A 22,430-nucleotide genomic window follows, 5' to 3' on the forward strand; every position below is an offset into this window, starting at 1 on the left:
GCCTATTCGTTGCGGATCAGTTTGAGCACCTTGCCCTGGGGGCTGGCCACGAGGTAGCCGGTGCGGTGGTAGTCGTCGCTGACGTACACGAGCAGCACCGGATTGACCGAGGTGAAGCCGTAGTCCGTGTCGACGATGATGTAGCGCGAGGTCGGCTCGGGCACGCCGAGGTCCTTGTCGGCCCGCTTGAACAGGGCGGGCAGCCGGTCCCAGTTGAAGGTGTCGAGGTCGGCCGGCGAGGCTTTGACCTGGCCGCCGATGCGGGGCTCGTCGACCTGGCCGTCGCGGTAGTCGTAGGTGTTGTAAACCTTTTTGTCGCGCTTGAGCGGCACGTCCAGGCTGGCGTGCGTCTCGTGCACGGACATCCCGACGACCTTGCTGGTGCCGATGACCGGCTTGACCACGCGCAGCATGGCGCGGATGCCGTCGGGGGTCAGCAGCTTCTCCCGCACCGGCTGCTTGGTGCTCGGCGTGAGGCTGGGGATGGTCACGCGGGGGGTGGTCGGCGTCCTGGACGGCGTGGCGGTCATGGCCAGGTGGCTCGGCTCGGGATCGGGCACGGTCTCGTCGGGCGTGCTCGGCAGCAGCCGCCACACCAGCACGCCGGCCACGACGACGGCCGAGAGCGACACGGCGATGGCCGCTCCCCTGCCGCCACGCTTGGGCCGGGGGTTGAGCGTGTCGGCGTGCGGCACCGGCCCGCCGCTCCAGGGCTGCGGGTATCCGGGCGGCACGGTGTGCGAAGGACCCGGAGGCCGCGGCGCCTGCATCACCGGCGGGGGCGGAGGCGCGGCGTTCGGGTCCATCGCCACCGCGAGCATGCGGTCGAGCGTCTCGGCGTCCGGCCTGGCGGCGGGGTCGCGGGCGAGCAGCGCGGTCAGTACGGGCGTCAGCGCCCCGGCCCGTACGGGCGGCGGCACCTCCTGGTTGAGCACCGCCGCCAGCGTGGCCAGCGCCGTGCTCCTGCGCAGCGGGTGGCGGCCCTCGACGGCGACGTACAGCATCATGCCGAGCGACCACAGGTCGGAGGCGGGGTCGCCCTCGACGCCGTTGATGCGCTCGGGGGCCATGTACTCGGGCGAGCCGATGAACGCCCCCGTGGACGTCAGGCTGGTGGACTCGCGCATGGCCGCGATGCCGAAGTCGGTGAGCACCGAGCGGCCGTCGGCGTGCAGCAGCACGTTGGCGGGCTTGACGTCGCGGTGGTGGATGCCGACCGCGTGGGCCGCGCGTAACGCCGACAGCACCTCGCGGCCGGTCCGCGCCGCCTCCGCCGGGTGCACCGGGCCGCTCTGGATGCGGTCCTGGAGCGAGCCGCCGGTGACCAGCTCCATGACGATCCACGGGTAGCCCTGCTCGCCCGGGTCCACGATGTGGTGGATGGTCACCACGTGCGGGTGGTTGAGCTGGGCCAGGGCCCGCGCCTCGCGCAGCACCCTGGCGCGCAGCTCGCGGGCGTGTGTCGGGTCATGCTCGTCGATCGTGGGGTCGGGCGGGCGTACCTCCTTGAGCGCGACCTCGCGGTGCAGGGCGACGTCCCAGGCCCGCCAGACCAGGCCCATGCCGCCGCCGCCGAGGCGCTCCACCAGCTCGAAGCGGCCGTCGATCACCCGTTTCTGCATGCGCAGCAGATTAGGGCCGAGCCCCCGTCGCCGTCATCAGGCCCCCACATCAGGCGCTGGTCGCGAGCTCCTCGGCGGCCACGCCGTGCGCGAACGGCAGCCCGCGCGCGTACCTCGCGACCTCGTCCACGGCCAGGTCGGCGATGCGGGCCAGCTCGCCGCCGAGCGAGCCGGCGACGTGCGGGGTGAGCAGCACGTTCGGCAGGTCGTACAGGGGTGAGCCGGGCGGCAGCGGGTCGGGGTCTGTGACGTCGAGCACGGCGTACAGGCGGCCGGAGGTCAGCTCGGCGATGAGCGCGTCCTGGTCGACGAGCGCGCCCCTCGCGGTGTTGATGAGCGTGGCGCCGTCGCGCATGCTCGCCAGGCGGGCCGCGCTGACGAGGTGGCGGGTCTCGGGCAGGTCGGGCGCGTGCACGGTGACCACGTCGGAGCGCTCGAACAGCTCGTCGAACCCGACGTGCGCGACGCCGAGGTCCTCGCTCAGGTACGGGTCCGCGACCAGCACGTCAAGCGCGAACGGCCGCAGCAGCTCGATCACCCGCCGCCCGATCCTGGACGCCCCCACGACGCCCACCGTGCGCCGGTAGTTGCCGAACCCGGGGAACATCGCGTCGAGGTCGGGCCGCTCCTGCCGCTCCCGGTAGAGCCTGGCGCTGTCGAGCACCCGCTTGCCCGCGAACAGGATCGCGGCCAGCGTGTACTCGGCGACCGGCTCCGCGTTGGCCGCCGCCGCGGACGACACCAGCAGCCCGCGCTCCCAGCACGCCTCGGTGACGTGGTGCTTGACGGACCCGGCGGCGTGCACGATCGCGCGCAGCCTGGGCGCCGCGTTCAGCACCTCGGCGGTGATCGGCGGGCACCACCAGCTCGTGAGCAGCACCTCGGCCTCGGCCAGCGCGGGGGCCACGGCGGGGTCGGCGAAGTCGGTGGCGACCAGGCCGGGGTCGATGTCGGCGACGGCGATCAGCCGGTCGCGCACGGGGCCGGTGATGAGCCGGGCGGCGGTGTCGGCGCCCATCGCGAGCAGGGTCTTCGGCCGGGAATCCGTCATTCGTGCTCCCCCGATCTGCTGCGGTCGCTCTTGATCATAACGAGGGCGATCGCGACGGTTCGTCCGGGGTCATCAGCGAAGGTGGCTCAGGCCGTCATCCCCAGGGTGTTCCCCGATGCTTTCCGCCCGGGGCGTTCATAGCGTCCAACGTGGACGAATGCCCCTCACCTCCCGGGGACCGCCGGCCCCAACGGAGTGGCACGAGTTTCTCAAGAATGACGCACAAACGCGTACCATCGGGCGTGAGGAGACCACATGCCGGCGGCTTCGCCGGCGTCGCTGGGGCTATTGCGGCCCGGGACCGGCCGCAATAGCCCCTCCCTTGTCACCATGCATCCCCTCGTCACCCGGCGGGCGCTCAACCGGGCCACGCTCGCCAGGCAGCACCTGCTGCGCCGCACCGGCGACTCCGTCATCGACGTCGTCGAGCACCTGGTCCCGGCCCGCGACTGCCTGGCCATGCGGGCCAGGGAGTGGCAGCCGGTCGGGGACCCGGCCGAAGTGGCGGCGGAGGGCCGCCGCCTGCTGGCGTTCCTGGCGCCGGGCGACGAGCACGCGATCGAGGTCTCGGACAGACCCTCCAGGAGCTAAAGGAGTGCGCCGGCGCGGCGGAGCCGCCGTTCGCGGAAGGCGAGCAGCGGAGGCAGGCCGATCCGCAGCACCACGTACGCGGTGACCGCGATCGCCTCCCAGAACGCGGCCGACCCGATCTGCCCGGACAGCAGCCGCTCCACGCCCCACTGGGCCAGCGACACCATGAGGGGCAGCATGACGGTGAGGAAGAGCCAGACCATGACCGCCATGCCCGCCACGTACAGGAGCGCGAACCAGCGGGCCATGTCGCGGTCGCGCGCCCCTGACGCGGCGAGCTCGGCGGCCTCCGCCTCGGTGAGGCGGAAGATCCGGTTCTTCACGGTCAGCCAGGTCGTCCGGTAGAGGTTGTGGCAGCGCAGCGCGTTGGCGAGCAGCGCGTACGAGTCGCTGCGCAGCGGCAGCGCGGCCCACTGCCATACGATGGCGACGACCCTGAACAGGATGACGGCGGCGAGCAGGTCGTCCAGCAGACCGGGCGGGACGATCATCCGCAGGCCCAGCGCGACGGCGACGACCACGACCTCGACGGCCATCCCGGCCAGATAGACGCCGTGCCGGCGGTCACGCGGCACCGCGACGATCTGGGTCAGGTCGGTCTCGTAGACGATGTACATGCCCCGGTAGCTGACGCGGAACGTGGCGGGCACCCCGACGGCCCGCCCGGCGAGCCAGTGCCACGCCTCGTGCAGCGCGCCGAACGCGATCCCCAGCACGAGCCAGCCGAGCACGGACAGGCCCACGCTGGGCAGGAACCACGCGTCCTGCCATGAGGGCCGAAGGTCGGGGCGGGCCACGAGCACGGCGAGCGCGAAGAGCAGCGCCGCCGCGTACACCGACCAGCCGGTACGCCCGAACAGGCGGGCGGCGGCCCGGGGGCTGATGCCCTCGATCCACCTGATCCGGCGGCCGCGTTCCGAGGTGTCGTCGTCCTGGGCGGCGGCCTGGTCGAGGAGGCCCGCTGCGGTGAGCCCCTCGATGAAGTCGCCGCCGTCGACCGGCTCGCCGGCCTTCTCGCTCGCCCGCTCGGTGGCCTCGGTGACCGAGCCCGTCTCCTGCAGGGTGGTGATGAAGATCGCACCTGGCTCCGGCACCGCGACGAACACCCCCAGGTCCGGCCGGCCCAGCACCCAGGCCTCGCCGTCGAAGGTGACGGTCAGCCGCGCGGCTCGCTCGCGCAGGCCGGCGTCCGTGGCCGCGGTCATCGGTCTTCACCACCTCAGAACGTGAGTGGGGGCCGCGCCGCACACCGGAGAGAGGCGCGGCCCCGATACTTCAGCTGTCGGAACCCGGGTCCGCGTCGACGGTCAGACGGGTGTTCTCGATGCGCACGATCTCGATCTTCATGGGTCACCTCCCTCCGCACACTTCACAGCCGGGATCGCGGGTCCATTCGGTGCGGCTGGTGGCGCACCCGCCCGCGAAGTCGATGATGAGCGGCCGGCCCGCGTAGGCCGGCGGCTCGAAACCGGTGAGGTAGCGCAGGACCTCGAACGCCCCGTACGCGCCGAGCAGCCCGGCGACAGGCCCGATGCCGCGGTTCGGGCGGGGCCCGTCCCGGTAGAGGCGGATCGCGGCGAGGTCGGGCGTGTCGGGGTCGGCGCTCGGCGGCACGCAGGCCCGGCAGGCGCTGACGCCCGGCTGGACGGACCACACGGTCCCCGAGGTGACCCACATGCCGCCCCGCACGAACGGCACCCCGTGCCGCACGCAGGCCGCGTTCACCCACAGGTCGATCTGGGTCGGCCGGTCGATGCCGGAGGCCACCACGTCGGGGCGGGTGCGGCCGACGAGCTCGTCGAGCTGCTCGGGGCTCTCCACGCCCATGTCGACGGTCTCGACCTCGATGGAGGGGTCGAACGCGCGGACCCAGTCGGCGGCGCGTTCCACCTTGCGCGCGCCGACGTCGTCCCAGCGGTAGAGGTACTGGCGGGCGAAGTTGCGCGGGTCCACGGTGTCGCGGTCGAGCAGGGTCATCTTGCCGACGCCGAGCCCGGCGAGGTGGGGGATGGTGTTGGAGTTCAGGCCGCCGGTGCCGAGCACCAGCACGTGCGACTCGCGCAGCCGGCGCAGCACGTCCTCGCGGCTGCGGTCCAGGGTGCCGAACGACTCGAAGAAGGCCAGGTTGCTGAAGTGGCGCTCGGCGTCTTCCTTGTTGAGCAGGCCGAGGTGGTCGCCGTCCTCCAGCAGCCGCTCCGCGTCAAGGGCCTTGACGGCGGCGGAGACGTCGGAGACCGGCAGGGACAGCTCGGCGGCGAGTTCCCCGACGGTCCTGCCGCCCTCCTCCAGGAGGTCGAGCAGCTTCTCCACCGTCCCCTCAGGGTCGGTGAGGACCAGCCGGTCGCGGGGGTCGTACACGAGCCTGAGCTCGTGCCCGACGCGCTCACGGGCGAGGGTCTTCAGTCGCGGCCTCATCGGTTCTACAGCGCCCAATCTGACGGGAGTGCTGGACAGACTTTGACAGCCGGCCGCATGGAGGCTGTATGGACGCCGCATGGATCCCGCAACGAACGGCGGTGGGTCCGATTGATCCCTCGATGGGCACTGCACTAGCGTCTGCGGTTGTGCGTAAGGCTGTCCGCGTCCTCCTCCTCGGTCCCCTGGAGGCCGTCGTGGACGGCGAGGCGGTGCGCCTGACCGGCAGGCAGCGCGCGTTGCTCGCCGCCCTGCTGCTCGACGCCGGGTGCGTGGTCTCGGTGGAGCGGCTGGCCGAGCGGCTCTGGGGCGCTGACCCGCCGCCGTCGGCGGCGCCCCGGGTGCGGGCGCTGGTCACGGAGCTGCGCAGGGCGCTCGGCGAGGCGATCGTCACCAGGAGTCCCGGCTACCTGATCCCCGAGGGTGCCGTCGAGGTGGACGCCGACGCGTTCGGCGCCCTGGTCGGGCAGGCGGGCGGCGCGGAGCCCGAGGAGGCCGTCGCCGCATACGACAGGGCGCTCGAGCTGTGGCGCGGCGATCCGTACCCGGATCTGCGCGGGCCCGTCGCGGAGGCGGAGCGGCACCGGCTCGACGAGCTGCGCATCCAGGCGATCGAGGGCCGCGCGCAGGCCCAGCTGGAGCTGAGGCGCCATCAGGCGGTCGTGGCCGGGCTGACCAGGCTGGTGGCCGAGCAGCCGCTGCGGGAGCGGCCGTACGGGCTGCTCATGCTGGCGCTGCACCGCGACGGGCGGCTGCCCGAGGCGCTGCGCCTCTACCGGGAGTTCCGCGACCGGCTCGTCCGCGAGCTCGGCGTGGAACCGGGAAAGGACCTGCAGTCGCTGCACCAGCGCCTGCTGGCCGAGACCGCCGAGGCCGAGCCGCCCAGAGAGCCGCCCAGAGAGCCGGCGGACGAGCCCGCCGCGCCGGTCCCCCGCCAGCTCCCGCCCGTCACCGGCCACTTCGTCGGCCGCGAGGCGGAGCTGCGGCGCATGGACGACGGCCGGGTGACGCTCGTGGCCGGGCCGGCGGGCGTCGGCAAGACGGCGCTGGCGCTGCGGTGGGCACATCGGCGGGCCGACCGGTTCCCCGACGGGCAGCTCTTCCTCGACCTGCGGGGCTTCGACCGGCGCGCGCCGATGCCGCCCGCCGAGGCGCTGCCGCTGCTGCTGCAGGGACTGGGCCAGGCGGCCAAGGACATCCCCGTCGAGCTGGACGCGCAGGTCGCGCTCTACCGCTCGCTGCTCGCGGGCCGGCGCGTGCTGCTGGTGCTGGACGACGTCGCAGAGCCCGACCAGGTACGCCCGCTGCTGCCCGGCGACCCCGGCTGCCGCGTCGTCATCACCAGCAGGAACCGGCTGGGCGGCCTGGTCGCCCTGGACGGCGTCGAACGCGTCACGCTCGGCGTGCTGGAGCAGGACGAGGCGCTGCGGCTGATCTCGGCGGGCGTCGGCGAGGAGCGGCTGTCGCGCGAGTCGGAGGCGTCGCGGGAGCTGGTGGCACTCTGCGGCCGCCTGCCGCTCGCGCTGTCCATCGCCATGTCCTGGATCGGCGACCACGAGCACCGCAGGATCGGCGACTACGTGCGCGAGCTCGCCGACCGGGGGCGGCTGGTGCGCCTGCGAGTGGAGGGCGACGAGAGCGTGGCGGTGCGGGCGGCGCTCGACCTGTCGTACCGGGCGCTGCCCGCGCCGGCGCAGCGGGTGTTCCGCCTGCTCGGCCTGGCGCAGGGGGCCGGCGTGTCGGCCGCGGCGGTCGCCGCGCTGGCGGGCACCACGCCTGAGCAGGCGGCGATGCTGCTCGGCATGGCGGCGCGCATCCACCTCATCGAGGAGGTCGGCCCCGACCGCTTCGCCGCGCACGACCTGGTGTGGGAGTACGCGGCCCAGCTCGGCCGCACCGAGGACTCCGCCGCCGACCGGGAGGCCGCTCTCCGGCGCCTGTGCGACCACTACCTGCGCACGGCCGCGGGCGCGCTCACGGCGGCCGGCTTCGAGGTGCCCGAGACGTCAGGCGAACCCGTGGCCTTCACCGGGCGGAAAGAGGCGCTCGCCTGGCTGGACCTCGAATGGGACAACCTGGCCGGGGTGATCGCCTCCGGCACGCCGCCGTACGCGTGGCTGCTGGTCGAGGCGCTGACCGACGTGCTGCTGCAGTACCGGCGCAGCCGCGTGGAGTGGCTGCGCCTGGCCGAGACCGCGCTCGCCGCCGCGGAACGCGCCGGCGACCTGCGCGGTCAGGCGGCGATGTGCCACTCGATCGGCCGGGCCCGCCTGCTCGTCGCCGACCTCAAGGGCGCGCTCGGCTACCTCGGGCGCGCGCAGGAGCTGTGCCGCCGCTCGGGCTGGCCGCAGCAGGAGGCGGCGGTGCTGCAGGCCCTCGGCGTGGCGCGCAAGCAGCTCGGCGAGCCGCGCCGGGCCATCCCGCTCTACCGGCGGGCCGCGGAGATCAACCGTTCGCTCGGCCTGGTACGCGGCGAGGCTCGGGTGCTCAACAACCTGGCCTCGGCCCACCTCAAGCTCGCCCACCTCGACCAGGCGGAGGAGTCGCTGCTGGCCTGCCTCGCGCTCACGGGCGAGCCCGAGGACACGCATCTGCGTACGCTGACGCTGGTCAACCTGGCGCTCGTCCGGCAGCGGCAGGCCAGGTTCGCCGACGCGCTCGGCCACCTGGACGAGGCACTGGCCCTGGCCCAGGGGGCGGGCCTGCTCTACGCCGAGGCGGTCACGTACGAGACGTACGGCTGGGTGCACCGCGACGCCGGCGACCACGTCCGCGCGATCGACGCCTTCGCCCGCGCGCTCGGCCTCGCGCAGGAGGTCGAGAACCGGCGCTGCCAGATCGCCTCGCTCGCCGGCACCGCCGCCGCCGAGACCGGGCTCGGCCGGCTGGAGGCCGCGCTGGCGCATCTCGGCACGGCGGCCGAGCTCGCCGAGGACACCGGCACCGACCTCGACCAGGTGCTGCTGGAACGCGCGGAGGTCCGGCTGCGCCAGGGCAGGCACGCCGACGCCATGCTGGACGCGGGCCACGCGCTGGAGCTGGCGCGCACCGCCAACCCGCTCGACCTGCCCCGCGCGCACCTCCTGCGCGCCGCCGGCCACCTCGCGTCCGGCGACACCGAGTCGTGCGTACGTGAGTGCGAGCGGGCGCTGCGGCACGCCCGCAGGTCGGGCCAGCCGCTGCAGCACGCCCGCGCCCTGACCACGCTCGGGCACGCCCGCAGCAGGGCGGGCGACGACGGCCGGGCGGCCCGCCTCTGGGCCCGGGCCCACGCGCTGTTCACCGGCATCGGCGTGCCGGAACAACAGGGGACCGCGGCGCTCCTCGCCGGTCACTGAGAAATTTCCGCCTCCCGTGGTAATCGAGAGACCGCCGCCGGGACTACTGGGTGTGGACGATCCCAAAGAGCGATTCACCGCGCTGTACGACCGGTACTACCGGAACGTGCTGGGCTACGTGCTGCTCCGCGTCGAGCAGGCCGTGGCGGAGGACGTGTGCAGCGAGACGTTCCTCGTGGCCTGGCGGCGGCTCGACGAGCTGCCCGAGCAGGCGCTGCCCTGGCTGCTAGGCGTCGCCCGCAACAAACTCGCCAAGCAACGTCAGGTACGGCACCGGCGGCAGGACCTGGTCGAGCGGATCGCCGCGCTGACCAGTGAGCACGAGCACCTCGCCTGGGACGTCGCCGAGCACGTGGTGGACCGGGAGCAGGCCGTCTCCGCCCTGCGCGCCCTTCCGGAGAAGGACGTGGAGGCGATGATCCTGGCCACCTGGTACGGCCTGACGCCCGACCAGGCCGCGACCGTCATGGGCTGCTCGGCGCGGACGTTCAACGTCCGGCTGCACCGGGCGCGCAAGCGGCTCAGCGGCAGCCTCAGCCGCCAGGCCGCCCGGTCACCGGCACGACCGCCGCGCGGTCGATTTGCCGAGGAGAGCTGACGTGCGCAAGACCATTCATAGGGGGAGAACATGACCGATCGTACGTTCGCCCGGCTCAAGCCCGACAAGCTTGACGAACTCGCCGAGGACAGTTACGAGCGGCGCCGCGGCGCAGACCTGGCCCGCGCGTTCGCCGACGACCGGCGCCCGGCCCGCCGTCCCGTATTCCTGCTGACGGCCGGCGCGATCGCCGCGGGCGCCGCCGTCGTCGCCACCGGCGTGCTCATCGTCGCCCCGCCCCCGGCCGCCCCGCCCGCCAGCACGCCGGCCGCCCGGCAGGTCCCGTCCGGCGACCCGGGGGCGTCGCCGGCCACCAAGGTCGACGCCCGCGCCTTTCTGCTCGCCGCCGCCGACACCGCGCTGCGCGAGCGGCCCACGTCCGGCGCCTACTGGTACGTCCGCCAGCGCACGACCTCCCCCACCGGCTACTGGCCCAAGGAGTTCTGGGACGGGGTGAGCAAGCTCCAGCGCCAGGAGAAGGCCGAGATCGACAGGACCGGCGCCGAGGACGACGAGCTGATCGCGATCAACGAGAAGTACAACAAGAAACTGGCGGACCTGCGCGATCGCGTCTACCCCGGCGGCCCCCCGTTCAAGGCGTACGTCGTCGAGTCCGAGGAGCGCTGGCGGCCCAAGAAGGCGGGCGGCACCCACCGCACGAGGCGCACCGACCGCGAGGTCGTCTTCCCCACGCCGCAGGACGAGGCCGCCTGGCGCAAGGAGGGCTCGCCCAAGCTCTTGCAAGACCGCCCTGAGAACGTCGACGACACCCTGCCCAGGCCGCTGTCCATCGAGAACATGGACATCACCATGCAGAACGTCGGCGACCTGCCCCGGTCGAAGAAGGCGCTGGCCGCCCGGCTGAAGGCGCAGTTCAAGCGGCTGCCCGAGGACGGCAAGGAGTTCGACCTCTACCTGTGGCAGACCACCGTCGACCTGATGACCGCCCCCACCACCCCCGGCACCCGCGCCGCGATCTTCCGCATCCTCGCCGACCAGCCGGGCATCCGCTCGGCCGGCGAGGTCGAGGACGCCGCCGGCCGCGAGGGCGTCGGCCTGGAGGTGGACAGCGACGACGGCTACGAGTTCCGGCTGGTCGTGGATGAGGACACGGCGGAGCTGCTGGAGTACTCGGTGGCGCAGCAGGGCGAGGACACCACGAAGGTGACCTTCGAGGAGTCCGGCTGGACCGACGAACTCGGGGAACGCCCCCAGGGCTGACCCCTCAGTGCTGACCCTTCAGTGCTGACCCCTCAGGGCCGGGCCGGCGCGCCCCGCTAGGGTGGGGGGCGCGCCGGCGCCCGGCGCTGGTTCGAGGAAGGGCTGGGGAGCACGATCCGATGACTGAGCTGGTGACCTTCGGTGAGACCATGGCGCTGTTCGCGGCGCGCCGCACGGGGCCGCTGCGCTTCGCCCGCGACTTCGACCTCGGCCTGGGCGGCGCGGAGTCGAACGTCGCGATCGGCGTGTCCCGGCTCGGTCACGCGGCCACGTGGGTGGGCCGGGTGGGCGCCGACGAGTTCGGCGACCTGATCAGGTTCACGCTCGCCGGCGAGGGCGTCGACGTGCGGGCGATCCCCGACCCCGACGCGCCCACCGGACTGATGATCAAGGGCAGGCGCACCGCCGACCTCATCGACGTGCGCTACTACCGCAGGGACAGCGCGGGCTCGCGGCTGCGCGCCGGCGACCTCGACCCCGCCCTCATCAGGTCGGCCAGGATCCTGCACGTCTCCGCGATCACGCCCGCGCTGTCGGCGTCGGCGCGCGAGGCCGTACGCCACGCCATGGCCGTCGCCAGGGACGCCGGGGTGCCGATCTCGCTGGACGTCAACTACCGGCGGGCGCTGTGGAGCCCCGAGGAGGCCGGGGCGTGGCTGCGCGAGGTGATCGGCGAGGTGGACGTGCTGTTCGCCACCGAGGCGGAGGGCCGGTTGATCGCCGACGTCGAGGGCGCCGACGAGCTGGCCGCCGAGCTGGCGGGCCGGGGGCCGAAGCACGTGCTGATCAAGTTCGGCGCCGAAGGGGCCATGGAGCTGTCCGGCGGGGCGGTGCTGCGGGCGGAGCCGTACCAGGTGACCGAGGTCGACTCGGTCGGCGCGGGCGACGCGTTCGCGGCGGGCTGGCTGGCCGACTGGCTGGCCGGGGCCAAGCCCGCCGAGCGGCTGGCCACGGCGTGCGCGGCGGGGGCGTTCGCGGTCACCTCGCAGGGCGACTGGGAGAGCCTGCCCCGCCGGTCCGACCTCGACCTGCTCCGCAAGCCGGCCGACGGTGTGAGTCGTTAGTGCGTAGGTGACCAAGCCTTAGCATGTGGGGCATGAGACGCCCCCTGGGAGACCTCGAGTCCACGATCATGGACAGGATGTGGGCCTACCGCAGGCCCGCCTCCGTCCGCGACGTGCTCGAAGACCTCCGCAAGGAGCGCGAGATCGCCTACACCACGGTCATGACCGTGATGGACAAGCTGCACACCAAGGGCCTGCTGCGGCGCGAGCCGGTCGGGCGGGCCTACGTGTACGAGCCCATCGCCACCAAAGAGGCCTACACCGCCGAGCTGATGCGCCACGCGCTGGCGGCCAGCGGCAACCAGGCCGCCACGCTGGTCCACTTCCTCGAACGGCTCACTCCCGAGGAGGCGACCGCGCTGGAGACGGCGCTCCAGGTCGTGCCGCCCGGCAGCCGCCGCGCCTAGCCGATCCTCCCCCTGTTTTCGTCCCTGCCTCGCGGGCAGGCGGACAGGACTACGCAACGGGGAAGGAAACGGCACGATGACCGACGTTTCGGGCCAAGGCTCACAGCCGGAAGACCAGCGCCCCATCCTCACCAACCGGCAGGGGCACCCGGTCTACGACAACCAGAACCAGCGGACGGTCGGCCCGCGCGGCCCGGCGACGCTGGAGAACTACCAGTTCCTGGAGAAGATCAGCCATTTCGACCGCGAACGCATCCCCGAACGCGTCGTGCACGCCAGGGGCACGCTCAGCTACGGCTACTTCGAGTCGTACGGCAAGCTCGGCGACGAACCCATCGCCCGCTACACCAGGGCCAAGCTCTTCCAGGAAGAGGGCAAGCGCACCGACGTGGCCGTGCGCTTCTCCACGGTGATCGGCGGCCGCGACTCGGCCGAGACGGCCCGCGACCCGCGCGGCTTCGCCGTCAAGTTCTACACCGAGGACGGCAACTGGGACCTCGTGGGCAACAACCTGGCCGTCTTCTTCATCAGGGACGCCATCAAGTTCCCCGACGTGATCCACGCGCTCAAGCCGGATCCCGTGACGTTCCGCCAGGACCCGAACCGGATCTTCGACTTCATGTCGCAGACGCCGGAGAGCCTGCACATGCTGGTCAACCTGTTCAGCCCGCGCGGCATCCCGGCCGACTACCGGCACATGCAGGGCTTCGGGGTGAACACCTACAAGTGGGTCAACGCGCAGGGCGAGTCGCGGCTGGTCAAGTACCACTGGATGCCCAAGCAGGGCGTACGCAGCATGACCGAGGCCGACGCCGCCGCCGTCCAGGCGCACGACCTCGGCCACGCCACCAAGGACCTGCACGACGCGATCGAGCGCGGCGAGTTCCCCGAGTGGGAGCTGCTCGTGCAGATCATGACCGACGACGAGCATTCCGAGCTGGACTTCGACCCGCTCGACGACACGAAGGTCTGGCCGGAGAACGAGTTCCCCGCACTGCCGGTCGGCCGCATGGTGCTGAACCGCAACGTGGACAACCAGTTCGCCGAGAACGAGCAGTCCGCGTTCGGCACCGGCGTGCTGGTGGACGGCCTCGACTTCTCCGACGACAAGATGCTCATCGGCCGGACGTTCTCCTACAGCGACACCCAGCGCTACCGGGTCGGGCCGAACTACCTGCAGCTGCCGGTCAACCAGACCAGGGCCGAGTGCCGGACCAACCAGCGCGACGGCCAGATGACGTATTTCGTGGACACCGGCGGCGAGGACCCGCACATCAACTACGAGCCGTCACTGCGCGACGGGCTGCGCGAGGCGCACTATCCGCACCCCGACGAGGTGGGCCCGGTCATCTCCGGCCGGCTGACCCGCAAGCGCATCCCGCGCACCAACGACTACACGCAGGCCGGGCAGCGGTATCTGCTCATGGAGGAGTGGGAGCGCGACGACCTCGTCCGCAACTTCGTCACCAACCTCAAACAGTGCGACCGCGCCATCCAGGAGCGCATGGTCTGGCACTTCCTGCTCGCCGAGGACGACCTCGGCCTGCGCGTCGGCGAGGGCCTCGGCATCACGCCGGACGACGTGGCCCACCTGGAGCCGCTGCAGAGCCAGGACCTCACCGACGAGGACCGCAACCGGCTCGCCAAGCTGGGCAGGAACGGCCCCCGCGACGTCGAGAACCTGAAGATGACCCACTGCGTGCCCGACGAACGGGCGGTGCACGCGGAATCGTAGCTCACCAGGTGCGAGCGGGCCCTCGACGTGGGGGCCCGCTTCCCGCGCGTCAGGCCGGCCAGCGCTCCACCCGCCGCCACCGCCCGCGCCAGTCGCCGAACCACTGCGCGAACCACGGATGCGCCCCCGCCAGCGGCATGACGTACGCCACCGTCTCGAGGTAGTAGCGCCGCTGGAACCGCCACGGCATCCGCTGCAACTCCTGCACGTTGCTCACCCGGTCGGCCAGCTTGACCAGCACGGCCTTGGGCGGCGCCTTCACCAGCGAGGCGAGATGGTCCGCCTTCGCGCCGCCCGGCGGCTTCGTCACCCACCGCACCAGCGCCCCCACCTCGGGCCCGAACCTGCGCGCCACCTCCGCCTCGGTGCAGGCCGTGTCCTCCAGGACGTCGTGCAGCACGATCGACACCAGCACGTCCCTGTCGCTCAGCCCCGCGCCGCGCACCGCCACCTCCAGCGCCTCCAGCAGATGCTCGAGGTACGGCCGTCCCGTGGGCCGCTGCTGCACCCCGTGCCGGCGCCGGGCGAAGGCGACCGCGTCACGCAGGGCGTCCACGGTGCGCTCCGGGAGCGCCGCGGCCAGCGGGCCCTCCGCGTGCGCCCAGGACGGCCAGCTCGTGAAGATCTCCATCCCGCTCCTTCGTCTGTGATCGTGCCGCGAGCGTGTCCTAGGCTGAGAATATGGCCGAGATCGCGGTGCCCGACGGGCAGTGGACGTTCAATGGTGAATTACTGCGGATCGTCCCCGGCAGCGACAAACGCGTCGATGAGCTGCGCAGGACGCTCGGTGAGGTCGAGGTGCCGCTGGAGGCCATCGCGGGGGCGGCGTTCGAGCCCGGACGCAAGGGCGGCCACCTCCGGCTGCGGCTGCGCAAGGGGGCCGACGCGCTGTCCGACGTGGTGGCGGGGGCGCTGGCGGCGCCGGCCGATCCGTACCGGCTGGCCGTGCCCAAGGCGCGGGCCGGCGCGGCCGAATACTTCGCCGACGAGGTCCGCGACACCCTGCGGGTCTTCGAGACGCCCAGCGGCCCGTGCGACGCCTACCTCCTGCGCGTCCCCGACGTCCCCATCACCGCCACGGCCGGCGACGGCCAGGTGTTCTTCGACGGCGAGCGCATCCGCCTCGAATGGACCGGCTGGGCGAGCACCGACAAGGAGAAGATGGGCACGCAGGACTTCCCGCTGAGCGACGTGGCGGCCGTGGAGTGGAAGCCGCAGTCCGGCATGGGCTACGGCACGCTGCGCTTCCGGGTCAAGGGCGGCGGGCCGTCCCTGCCGCCGCAGAAGGACCCGCGCTGCGTGGCGTGGAGCGTGCAGCGCTTCGGCGGCACCACCGCGCTGGTGGCCGCGGCCGTGCTGGCCCGCCTGCCCCGCGAGCTGCCCGAGCTGCCGCCCGCGCCGGCCCCCGACGACGACGTCCATGACGCGGTGCTGCGCCGCCTGGCCGAGCTGGGCCGGCTCCACCAGTCGGGCGTGCTGACGGACGAGGAGTTCGCCGCCGCCAAGCAGGCCATGATCCGCCGCCTCCAGGAATCGTAGCGGTGGCATGAGAGGCTGCTGTGACCCGACGTACCGATGAGGAGCTGGTCATAGTGACACCTGACGAGGAGCGCCTGCTGCGCCGCGCGATCGAGCTGGCCGCCGAGGCACGGGAGGGCGGCAACCCGCCGTTCGGCTCGCTGCTGGCCGCCGCCGACGGCACGATCCTGGCCGAAGAGCGCAACAGCTCGCTCACCGACCGCGACATCACCGCCCACCCCGAGCTGAAGCTGGCCCGCTGGGCCGCCCGCGAGCTCGACCCCGGGACGGCGGCGGCCACCACGATGTTCACCAGCTGCCAGCCCTGCGGCATGTGCGCGGGCGCCATCGCCCGCTCGGGCCTCGGCCGGGTGGTCTACGCCCTGTCGGGCGAGCAGCTCGACGGCCTCAAGCCCCCGGGCGCCGCCTTCACCGATCCGCCCGCCTCCGGCCCCGCCCTGTACGACGAGGCCCGCATCCCTGTCGAGGGCTATTACCGCTAGGCAGACTGCAACTCCTCGCTTACGATCGACTACGCAAAGTAATGTTCGATCGTTCGTCCAGGAGGGGCAATGTCCAGAAGGATGTGGATGGCGGCGGCCGGCGCGCTCGCACTGCTGACGACGGGACTCACCGCGTCACCGGCCGCCGCGGCCACCCACCTCAACTGCCACACCTTCGTCCACGAGAACGACCGCGACCTCGGCATCGCCTCCTGCTCCAACCCGACGGGCGGCACCTGGATCTTCCGCGCCGTGGTGGTCTGCGGCCGCGCCCCCGATGTGGTCGGCGAATGGGTCCGCCTCACCCCCGGCGCATCGGGCCAGTCACAGGGCTACTGCGGCGGCATCTTCACCAGCGGCGTCGGCGCAGTGGGCGTCGACGAACGCCCGGCCTGACGGCCGAAGAGGCGAGAGCACAGCACGCACCGGCGAGATCTCCACAGCAAAAACCCCAGCTCAGTGTGCCGAGCTGGGGTTTTTGCTGCACTTTCTCCATGGAACTTCAGTTGACAAACCGTACTTGCAAAAGACAAGCTTACTGCTCGTTCGACCAGCCGGCCGGACCGGCCCGACCGTAATCCATGGAGCAAGTAGCCCCTCATGACGCACACGATCCAGTCCTCAGCCGCCCCCGTCCGTCCCGCGCAGACAACCCGTCCGGCAGCCCGCCTCCTGCTCGGATGCGGCATCGCCGCGGGCCCGCTGTTCCTTACGGTCGGCGTCCTTCAGGGCGTGTTCCGTGACGGCTTCGACTTCACCCGCAACGCCATCAGCCAGCTCAGCCTCGGTGATCTGGGCTGGATCCAGGAGACCAGCTTCGTACTCACCGCAGCGCTGATCATCGCCGGCGCGATCGGGATGCGGCGGACGCTGGACGGCGGGCCCGGCGGCACCTGGGCGCCCAGGCTCATCGCCGTGTTCGGGACCTCGTTCCTGGTCAGCGCGGTTTTCCCCGCTGATCCCGGCGCGGGCTTCCCCACCGATGCCCCTGAAGGCCCCGACGCCTCAATCAGCACCAGCGGCATCGTCCACATGCTCGGCGGCATGGTCGGCTACCTGGCGCTGTGCGCGGCGTTCTTCGTGCTGGCCCGCCGCTTCTCGGGCCAGGGCCGACGCGGCTGGGCGGCGGCCTGCCGGATCGTTCCGTTGGCGGTCCTGGCCGGCTTCGCCGGATCCGCGACCAGCGTGCTGGCCTTCTTCACGGGGGCGGCGCTGGGCCTGCTGTGGCTCACCGCGACAACCGCACGGCTCGCCACCGCGCCGTCGGCCGAACGGTGAACACGAACCGCCGACACTGGCCGACCTGCCAGCCTGACCAGCCACACCCGCCACCGGAGTGACGATGAGCATGGCGAGCCTGGGGTTGACCGTCGAGCAGGAGCGTCTCTATCGCTACCTGCTGCGCCATCCCCATGCGGACCCAGAGGCGGCCGGGGCCGAGCTGGTCATGCCCGGCGTGCGGCTGGTGCTGGCGGAGCTGCGTTCGCTTGAGCTGGTGGACGGCACGCTGACCGCGCTCCCTCCGGCCGCCGCAATCGACGTACTGATACGGCGGCGCATCGAGCAGACACAGCGCCAGCTCACTGAGCTGACCCTCGCCTGGGACGTGCTCACCGAGCTGACGGAGGAGCACCGCAGCGGCCGGCTGGTCCAACTGGTCGAGCACATCTCTGAGGGCGCCGCTGTCACCCGTCGCATGCGTACGATGCTGGCCGCCGACCCCGGCGAGTTCGCGCACCTGAAGATCCGCGCCATCAACGCCTCGCCCGGCTACGACGACCGGCCGTTCCGACGGCTGCTGGCGCGCGGGTTACGCAGTCGCACCCTGTTCCCCGCGGACACGTTGGAGGACCGGGACGAGGAGTCGCACGCGCGGACCTTGCACGCCCTGGGCGACTTGCACCGGGTGACCACCGAGCCGGTGAGGCACCTGGCCATCGTCAACCGCACGATCGCCTTCGTCCAGGCCGACCCCGCACGGGCGAGTGCGGGGGCGTTGCAGATCCGGCAGCCGGGCGTGGTGATGATGCTGGCGGACGTCTTCGACGGCATGTGGGCGCGAGCCCGTGACCTGGATGACCTGCCGCTGTCACCGATCGAGCAGCAGGTCCTGCACGCGCTGACCCGGCACGACAACGACGAGGCCGCCGCCCGGTCGATCAGCGTGTCGGTGCGCAAGTTCCGCGCGCACGTGGCGGAGCTGATGGCCCGCCTGGATGCGGCCACCCGCTTCCAGGCGGCCCTGCGTGCCAAGGAACGTGGCTGGCTGTAGGGGCGGGGCCGGCTGTGATCAGGGCCGGTCAGGGCAAGGTGCGGCTGTAGGCCGTGATCATGCGATTCTGCGGGTGTAGACGACCCGGTCGATGAGGCGTTCCCGCTGCCCCGGCGGGGTGAAGTAGAGATCGAAGGTCGGCCTCTTGCCGAGGGTGACGACGGTGCGCATGGGGATGGATCTGCCCTGGTATGCGCGCTGCCGGACGTGGTGGCCGAGGCGCCTGCCGTACCGGTCAGGGCGATGACGACGGCAGCGGCCGTCCAGGCGAGTTTCCTGATCACGAAGGTTGCTCTCTGAATGCGGGGGCGTGGGTGGTGGCCCACTGTGCGAAGGTGCGGGGCGGCCGGCCGGTGAGGTTCTCCACGGTGGGGTGGACGGTGCTCTCGTCGATGGTGTGGCCGCGGTAGAAGCTGAAGAACGCCTGCACGTAGGCGATCGGTGTGGTGGCGCTCATCCGCGTCCAGGCTTCCTCGTCGGTCAGCGCCTCGAAGCGCAGATCGCGGTCGAGTGCCCGACCGAGGATATGGAGGCGCTCGGCGGGGAGCAGGGCCTCGGGGCCGCTGAGGGAGTAGGCGCGTCCCTCGTGTGCCGGCTCCAGCAGCGCCTTGGCGGCCACCGCCGCGATGTCGGCCGGGTCGATACTGGCGATCGGCACGTCGCCGAAGGCGTCGCTCACGACGTCGCCCGCTCGCAGTTGGGGCAGCCAGCGCAGGGTGTTGGACATGAAGGCGGCCGGCCTCAGGATCGTCCAGGCCAGGCCGGACTCGCGGACGGCCGTCTCGGAGTCGATCATGTAGGCCGAGACGGCGTTGGCGGAGTCGGTGGCCACGGCGGCCTGGCTGGACAGCAGCACCACCCGCTCGACCCCGGCGGTGGCGAACTCGGCGGCCAGCCCGCGCATGTCGCGATAGCCCGGTAGCAGGAACACCGCCCGCACCCCTTCCAGCGCGGGACGCAGCGAGGCGGGGTCGTCCAGGTCGGCCCCGGCGGTCCGCGACAGGCCGCGCGCCGGGACGCCGGCCGCGGTGAGCTGCGCGAGCACCTCGCGACCGACGTTGCCGGTGGCTCCGGTGACGAAGATCATCGCAGCGTCCTGCGGAAGTGCGCGGCCACGGTGTCGGCCGAGACCGTCACCTGCGGTTCCTGGTCGTAGAAGTCGAACTGGGTGCCCTGGGTCCACAGGATGTCCTTGGGCCCGGCCAGCCCGGTGTGGAAGCGGCGCGCACCGTCGGGGATCGCGGCGTCCTGGCTGTGCACGAGCAGGGTGGGCTGGGTGATCCGCGAGGCCAGCGCGATGGAGTCGTAGGTGAGCCAGTCCGGCCATGCCATCACCGCGAACCGGTTGGGCCAGGCCGGGATGCCGCCGCGGGCGGGATCGAGGTAGAAGTCGATGGCGTACGGCATGGCCGCCCGCGGGTCCGTGGCGCTGACCACCGGCACGTAGTCGATCTCACCGGTCTCGTCGTAGCGTGAACGGGCCTCCCGCCCGGCCTTGATCTTCTCGGCCACCGCCGCCGCGCCCCCGTAGGCGGCCTCGCAGATGGCGGCGTCATGCAGCCAGGGCGCCACCAGCGCCAGCGAGGTGACGCGGGGATCGTGCGCGGCGGCGTCGGCCATGTACATCGCCGCCGCGCAGATGCCCAGAGCACCCACCCCGTCGCCCTCGACCGCCGGGTGGGCGGCCAGGAAACCGGCCGCGTGGCGGATGTCGCGGACCTTGCGTGCCGGGTTCTCCACCTCCCGCGGCTCGCCGCCTGAGGCGCCGAAGCCGGTGAAGTCGAACGACAGCGCCGCGAAGCCGCGCTCGGCCAGGCGCTGCGCGTAACGGTCGGCCATCAGCTCCTTGACGCTGGTCCAGGTGCCCGCCACCACCACACCCGGCGCCCGTTCCACCCCTTCGGGCAGGAACAGGTTGCCGGCCAGGGTGACGCCGTCGCTGTCGAAACTCACGTTCACGCGTACTCCAAGGTCGCTTGGGTGATCAATCCATCGGTGATGTCGAAGTGGTAGTTCGCGCGGAAGCCGCCCACGCCTCCGGGCTGGAAGCGGACCAGCATGCTCACCCCGCCCGCGCGCGGCGTGCTGCCGAGCAGCTCGTACACGCCGCCGATGACCTCGTCGGCCGCCCATCGGCGGATGGCGTCGCGGCCGCGGATCTCCCGGCCGACGTCGACGACCAGGCCGTCGGGCGCGAAGGCGGCACCCGCGCGCGGCAAGTCGCTGCCGGCCACGGCTGCGATGCCGCCGACGACGAGGACGGCCACCGCCGTACCGGCGATGAGGGGACCCGTCCTCATCGCACGCCGTCGTTCCAGGCCGCGGCCATCACGACCGCGGTGATCCGCCAGCCGCTGCCGGTGCGCGCCAGCTCGAAGCGGTACGTGCCGCCCAGCGTCCACGAGGTGTCATCGCTCTTGCGATGGGTGGCCTGGAAGGGGGCGGTGCACAACGCGGTGTCGCCGTCGACGACGACCAAGGGGTGGCTCAGCAGGTGCTGGGTGGCCGCGTAGCCGCCGAGCACGGCCTGCCAGCCGCCGACGATCTGCGCCGGGGTGAGCGTGGCCGGCTCGCCCCCGTCAAGGCTCGTATAGTCGAGGGTCACCTGGTCCGCGAACACCTCGGCCAGCTCGGCCCACTGCCGCTGATCGGCATACCAGGCCATCTTGACGCAGGTGTCGATGACGTCGAATCGTTCCATGCGTCCAAGAATGTCGGCCTCGTTCGCCCGGGTGGGAGAGGGAAAAGTTGCAGCGTCGGCTGCAGGTGCCTGCAGCGCCGCCTGCCTCGGCATAGCCGCAACCGGCGAGCCGCGATTCTCCTGCTCTCTGGCGCGATACGCCGGGCTCCTGGCCTGCGCGGTGAGTGGCATGGTGGCACCATCCAGCAGTGCCGGCGGCCCGTTCGCCCGGGTGGCCCGCGAGCGATCAGCGAGCAACCAAAGGGACCATCTCGGCATCGCCCGAGAGCCTCCACAACCGAGAAACCCCAGCTCAGCGTGCTGAGCTGGGGTTTTTCTGTGGTGCGCCGCCAGGGACTCGAACCCCGGACCCGCTGATTAAGAGTCAGCTGCTCTGACCAACTGAGCTAGCGGCGCAACAGGGATAACTGTATCAGCCGCAAGACAGTGCCCGCGCCGCCCGGACGCTCCTCCTTACGTCAGGCGGGCCGAGAGCTTCTCGTACGTCCCCAGCACCAGGTCCCAGAAGGCCGGGACGTCCATCGCCGTGGCCACCAGGGCGTTCGCCTGGCTTGCGTCGATGCGGAAGTCGGTGACCGTCATGCCCCTGGTGTACTCCCCTGCCGTCTCCACCTTCACCACGGCCGGCACGCAGGTGAACAGCGTCGGGCGCAGCACGTACGCGACCGCGACGGCGTCGTGGATCGCCGGGCCGCCCTCGGCCGAGACCACCCCGTAGTACTGGGCGGCCGGCACCAGCAGGTCCGACAGCCGGCCGAGCGGGCGCATCCGGTCGAGCACCTGCGAGGTCACGGCGGCGGTCAGCGTGACGTCCAGGCCGAACATCTTGACCGTCCACCCGGCCTCGAACACGATCGCGGCGGCCTCGGGGTCGGCCAGCATGTTGAACTCGGCGGCCGGGTTGTGGTTGCCGCGCGTGTACGAGCCGCCCATGATGACGAAGTCGCGGGCCCACTCGACGATGCGGGGCTCGCGGCGTACGGCGAGGGCGATGTTCGTCAGCGGCCCCACCGCGACCAGCGTGATCTCGCCGGGCGCGGCCCGCAGCGTGTCCACGATGAAGTCGACCGCGTGCCCCTCCGACGGCCCCCGCGAGGGGGCGGGCAGCACCACGTCGCCGAGCCCGGTCGGCCCGTGCACGGCGGTGGCCCTGACCGTGCGCCGCAGCAGGGCTCCCGCGCTGCCGGGCGTCACCGGCACGTCGCCGAGCCGCAGGAACTCGCGCAGGGCGAGGGCGTTGGCCGTGGTGAACTCCAGGTCGACGTTCCCGCCGACGGTGGTGATGCCCACCAGGTCGATGTCGTCCGCCGAGCCGGCGGCCAACGCGAGGGCGAGGGCGTCGTCTATGCCCGGATCACAATCGATGAGAACTTTCTTCACTCATCGGAGCTTAC

22 protein-coding genes and 1 tRNA gene are annotated in these 22,430 nt (G+C 72.2%); 12 read left to right on the forward strand and 11 right to left on the reverse strand.

The features are described from left to right. Positions 1 to 2: 2 nt before the first annotated feature. Positions 3 to 1,622, reverse strand: a complete 1,620-nt coding sequence (locus AB0K12_RS18035; protein ID WP_364561876.1) for a protein kinase — start codon at positions 1,620 to 1,622, stop codon at positions 3 to 5. A 49-nt stretch (positions 1,623 to 1,671) separates the two neighbouring features. Continuing rightward, a complete protein-coding gene (locus AB0K12_RS18040; RefSeq protein ID WP_364561879.1) occupies positions 1,672 to 2,673 on the reverse strand; it encodes a hydroxyacid dehydrogenase in 1,002 nt (333 codons plus the stop codon). 330 nt (positions 2,674 to 3,003) lie between these two features. Here AB0K12_RS18040 and AB0K12_RS18045 point away from each other — a divergent pair, with 330 nt between their 5' ends. After that, positions 3,004 to 3,264 carry a hypothetical protein gene (locus AB0K12_RS18045; RefSeq protein ID WP_364561881.1) on the forward strand — a complete coding sequence of 87 codons (261 nt, stop codon included), beginning with the start codon at positions 3,004 to 3,006 and terminating at the stop codon, positions 3,262 to 3,264. On the opposite strand, the gene AB0K12_RS18050 is transcribed toward AB0K12_RS18045, so the two are convergent. Together AB0K12_RS18050 and AB0K12_RS18055 are read right to left on the reverse strand one after the other, a co-directional pair. Beyond that, entirely contained in the window at positions 3,261 to 4,469 is a 1,209-nt protein-coding gene (locus AB0K12_RS18050; RefSeq protein ID WP_364561884.1) for a hypothetical protein, read from the reverse strand. The genes AB0K12_RS18045 and AB0K12_RS18050 overlap by 4 nt on opposite strands. Positions 4,470 to 4,614: 145 nt before the next feature. Further along, positions 4,615 to 5,679 (reverse strand): ThiF family adenylyltransferase, encoded by a 1,065-nt coding sequence (locus tag AB0K12_RS18055; RefSeq protein ID WP_364561887.1) that lies wholly within the window; start codon positions 5,677 to 5,679, stop codon positions 4,615 to 4,617. A 149-nt stretch (positions 5,680 to 5,828) separates the two neighbouring features. Here AB0K12_RS18055 and AB0K12_RS18060 point away from each other — a divergent pair, with 149 nt between their 5' ends. The 6 genes from AB0K12_RS18060 to AB0K12_RS18085 all read left to right on the forward strand — a co-directional run bounded on the left by AB0K12_RS18060 (position 5,829) and on the right by AB0K12_RS18085 (position 14,042). Continuing rightward, on the forward strand, positions 5,829 to 9,017 hold the full coding sequence (locus AB0K12_RS18060; RefSeq protein ID WP_364561891.1) for a BTAD domain-containing putative transcriptional regulator: 3,189 nt from the start codon (positions 5,829 to 5,831) through the stop codon (positions 9,015 to 9,017). A 52-nt stretch (positions 9,018 to 9,069) separates the two neighbouring features. Then, on the forward strand, positions 9,070 to 9,615 hold the full coding sequence (locus AB0K12_RS18065; RefSeq protein WP_364561893.1) for a sigma-70 family RNA polymerase sigma factor: 546 nt from the start codon (positions 9,070 to 9,072) through the stop codon (positions 9,613 to 9,615). A gap of 30 nt (positions 9,616 to 9,645) precedes the next feature. Then, entirely contained in the window at positions 9,646 to 10,836 is a 1,191-nt protein-coding gene (locus tag AB0K12_RS18070) for a hypothetical protein (protein WP_364561896.1), read from the forward strand. A 119-nt stretch (positions 10,837 to 10,955) separates the two neighbouring features. Then, positions 10,956 to 11,900 carry a sugar kinase gene (locus AB0K12_RS18075; RefSeq protein ID WP_364561899.1) on the forward strand — a complete coding sequence of 315 codons (945 nt, stop codon included), beginning with the start codon at positions 10,956 to 10,958 and terminating at the stop codon, positions 11,898 to 11,900. Positions 11,901 to 11,932: 32 nt separating this feature from the next. Continuing rightward, positions 11,933 to 12,307: a BlaI/MecI/CopY family transcriptional regulator gene (locus tag AB0K12_RS18080; protein WP_355426844.1), complete on the forward strand. Its 375-nt coding sequence runs from the start codon at positions 11,933 to 11,935 to the stop codon at positions 12,305 to 12,307. A 76-nt stretch (positions 12,308 to 12,383) separates the two neighbouring features. Next, complete coding sequence (locus tag AB0K12_RS18085) at positions 12,384 to 14,042, forward strand: catalase (RefSeq protein ID WP_364561901.1); 1,659 nt, start codon at positions 12,384 to 12,386, stop codon at positions 14,040 to 14,042. Positions 14,043 to 14,091: 49 nt separating this feature from the next. Here AB0K12_RS18085 and AB0K12_RS18090 read toward each other — a convergent pair whose 3' ends face one another. Continuing rightward, complete coding sequence (locus AB0K12_RS18090) at positions 14,092 to 14,673, reverse strand: HD domain-containing protein (protein WP_355426850.1); 582 nt, start codon at positions 14,671 to 14,673, stop codon at positions 14,092 to 14,094. A 50-nt stretch (positions 14,674 to 14,723) separates the two neighbouring features. On the opposite strand from AB0K12_RS18090, the gene AB0K12_RS18095 reads away from it, so the two are divergent. From AB0K12_RS18095 to AB0K12_RS18115, 5 genes are all read left to right on the forward strand, one after another. Beyond that, positions 14,724 to 15,581, forward strand: coding sequence for a DUF4429 domain-containing protein (locus tag AB0K12_RS18095; protein WP_364561905.1), 858 nt, complete (start codon positions 14,724 to 14,726; stop codon positions 15,579 to 15,581). A gap of 20 nt (positions 15,582 to 15,601) precedes the next feature. Next, on the forward strand, positions 15,602 to 16,063 hold the full coding sequence (locus tag AB0K12_RS18100; RefSeq protein WP_364561908.1) for a nucleoside deaminase: 462 nt from the start codon (positions 15,602 to 15,604) through the stop codon (positions 16,061 to 16,063). 69 nt (positions 16,064 to 16,132) lie between these two features. Continuing rightward, positions 16,133 to 16,459 (forward strand): hypothetical protein, encoded by a 327-nt coding sequence (locus AB0K12_RS18105; RefSeq protein ID WP_364561911.1) that lies wholly within the window; start codon positions 16,133 to 16,135, stop codon positions 16,457 to 16,459. A 204-nt stretch (positions 16,460 to 16,663) separates the two neighbouring features. After that, positions 16,664 to 17,341: a DUF998 domain-containing protein gene (locus AB0K12_RS18110; RefSeq protein ID WP_364561914.1), complete on the forward strand. Its 678-nt coding sequence runs from the start codon at positions 16,664 to 16,666 to the stop codon at positions 17,339 to 17,341. 64 nt (positions 17,342 to 17,405) lie between these two features. Continuing rightward, positions 17,406 to 18,335 carry a hypothetical protein gene (locus tag AB0K12_RS18115; RefSeq protein WP_364561917.1) on the forward strand — a complete coding sequence of 310 codons (930 nt, stop codon included), beginning with the start codon at positions 17,406 to 17,408 and terminating at the stop codon, positions 18,333 to 18,335. Between the two features lie 280 nt (positions 18,336 to 18,615). Here AB0K12_RS18115 and AB0K12_RS18120 read toward each other — a convergent pair whose 3' ends face one another. From AB0K12_RS18120 to AB0K12_RS18145, 6 genes are all read right to left on the reverse strand, one after another. Continuing rightward, entirely contained in the window at positions 18,616 to 19,422 is an 807-nt protein-coding gene (locus AB0K12_RS18120) for an NAD(P)H-binding protein (RefSeq protein ID WP_364561920.1), read from the reverse strand. Continuing rightward, positions 19,419 to 20,294: an alpha/beta fold hydrolase gene (locus AB0K12_RS18125; RefSeq protein ID WP_364561923.1), complete on the reverse strand. Its 876-nt coding sequence runs from the start codon at positions 20,292 to 20,294 to the stop codon at positions 19,419 to 19,421. Before AB0K12_RS18125 ends, AB0K12_RS18120 begins: the two co-directional genes overlap by 4 nt. Further along, positions 20,291 to 20,635 (reverse strand): nuclear transport factor 2 family protein, encoded by a 345-nt coding sequence (locus AB0K12_RS18130; protein ID WP_364561926.1) that lies wholly within the window; start codon positions 20,633 to 20,635, stop codon positions 20,291 to 20,293. Before AB0K12_RS18130 ends, AB0K12_RS18125 begins: the two co-directional genes overlap by 4 nt. After that, positions 20,632 to 21,036 (reverse strand): nuclear transport factor 2 family protein, encoded by a 405-nt coding sequence (locus AB0K12_RS18135; protein ID WP_364561929.1) that lies wholly within the window; start codon positions 21,034 to 21,036, stop codon positions 20,632 to 20,634. Before AB0K12_RS18135 ends, AB0K12_RS18130 begins: the two co-directional genes overlap by 4 nt. 319 nt (positions 21,037 to 21,355) lie before the next feature. After that, positions 21,356 to 21,432: transfer RNA gene (locus AB0K12_RS18140), tRNA-Lys, on the reverse strand. Between the two features lie 57 nt (positions 21,433 to 21,489). Then, positions 21,490 to 22,416: a nucleoside hydrolase gene (locus tag AB0K12_RS18145; RefSeq protein WP_364561932.1), complete on the reverse strand. Its 927-nt coding sequence runs from the start codon at positions 22,414 to 22,416 to the stop codon at positions 21,490 to 21,492. Positions 22,417 to 22,430: the final 14 nt, after the last annotated feature.

Origin of the sequence: Nonomuraea sp. NPDC049419 (assembly GCF_040676995.1) — a bacterium.
In the GTDB taxonomy this organism is placed as follows: domain Bacteria; phylum Actinomycetota; class Actinomycetes; order Streptosporangiales; family Streptosporangiaceae; genus Nonomuraea; species Nonomuraea salmonea.

Bases quoted from the DNA above. Each gene is read 5' to 3' on its own strand.
- AB0K12_RS18035 (WP_364561876.1), bottom strand. From the start codon at position 1,622: ATGCAGAAACGGGTGATCGACGGCCGCTTCGAGCTGGTGGAGCGCCTC.
- AB0K12_RS18040 (WP_364561879.1), bottom strand. From the start codon at position 2,673: ATGACGGATTCCCGGCCGAAGACCCTGCTCGCGATGGGCGCCGACACC.
- AB0K12_RS18045 (WP_364561881.1), top strand. From the start codon at position 3,004: ATGCATCCCCTCGTCACCCGGCGGGCGCTCAACCGGGCCACGCTCGCC.
- AB0K12_RS18050 (WP_364561884.1), bottom strand. From the start codon at position 4,469: ATGACCGCGGCCACGGACGCCGGCCTGCGCGAGCGAGCCGCGCGGCTG.
- AB0K12_RS18055 (WP_364561887.1), bottom strand. From the start codon at position 5,679: ATGAGGCCGCGACTGAAGACCCTCGCCCGTGAGCGCGTCGGGCACGAG.
- AB0K12_RS18070 (WP_364561896.1), top strand. From the start codon at position 9,646: ATGACCGATCGTACGTTCGCCCGGCTCAAGCCCGACAAGCTTGACGAA.
- AB0K12_RS18075 (WP_364561899.1), top strand. From the start codon at position 10,956: ATGACTGAGCTGGTGACCTTCGGTGAGACCATGGCGCTGTTCGCGGCG.
- AB0K12_RS18080 (WP_355426844.1), top strand. From the start codon at position 11,933: ATGAGACGCCCCCTGGGAGACCTCGAGTCCACGATCATGGACAGGATG.
- AB0K12_RS18085 (WP_364561901.1), top strand. From the start codon at position 12,384: ATGACCGACGTTTCGGGCCAAGGCTCACAGCCGGAAGACCAGCGCCCC.
- AB0K12_RS18090 (WP_355426850.1), bottom strand. From the start codon at position 14,673: ATGGAGATCTTCACGAGCTGGCCGTCCTGGGCGCACGCGGAGGGCCCG.
- AB0K12_RS18095 (WP_364561905.1), top strand. From the start codon at position 14,724: ATGGCCGAGATCGCGGTGCCCGACGGGCAGTGGACGTTCAATGGTGAA.
- AB0K12_RS18105 (WP_364561911.1), top strand. From the start codon at position 16,133: ATGTCCAGAAGGATGTGGATGGCGGCGGCCGGCGCGCTCGCACTGCTG.
- AB0K12_RS18110 (WP_364561914.1), top strand. From the start codon at position 16,664: ATGACGCACACGATCCAGTCCTCAGCCGCCCCCGTCCGTCCCGCGCAG.
- AB0K12_RS18115 (WP_364561917.1), top strand. From the start codon at position 17,406: ATGAGCATGGCGAGCCTGGGGTTGACCGTCGAGCAGGAGCGTCTCTAT.
- AB0K12_RS18120 (WP_364561920.1), bottom strand. From the start codon at position 19,422: ATGATCTTCGTCACCGGAGCCACCGGCAACGTCGGTCGCGAGGTGCTC.
- AB0K12_RS18130 (WP_364561926.1), bottom strand. From the start codon at position 20,635: ATGAGGACGGGTCCCCTCATCGCCGGTACGGCGGTGGCCGTCCTCGTC.
- AB0K12_RS18135 (WP_364561929.1), bottom strand. From the start codon at position 21,036: ATGGAACGATTCGACGTCATCGACACCTGCGTCAAGATGGCCTGGTAT.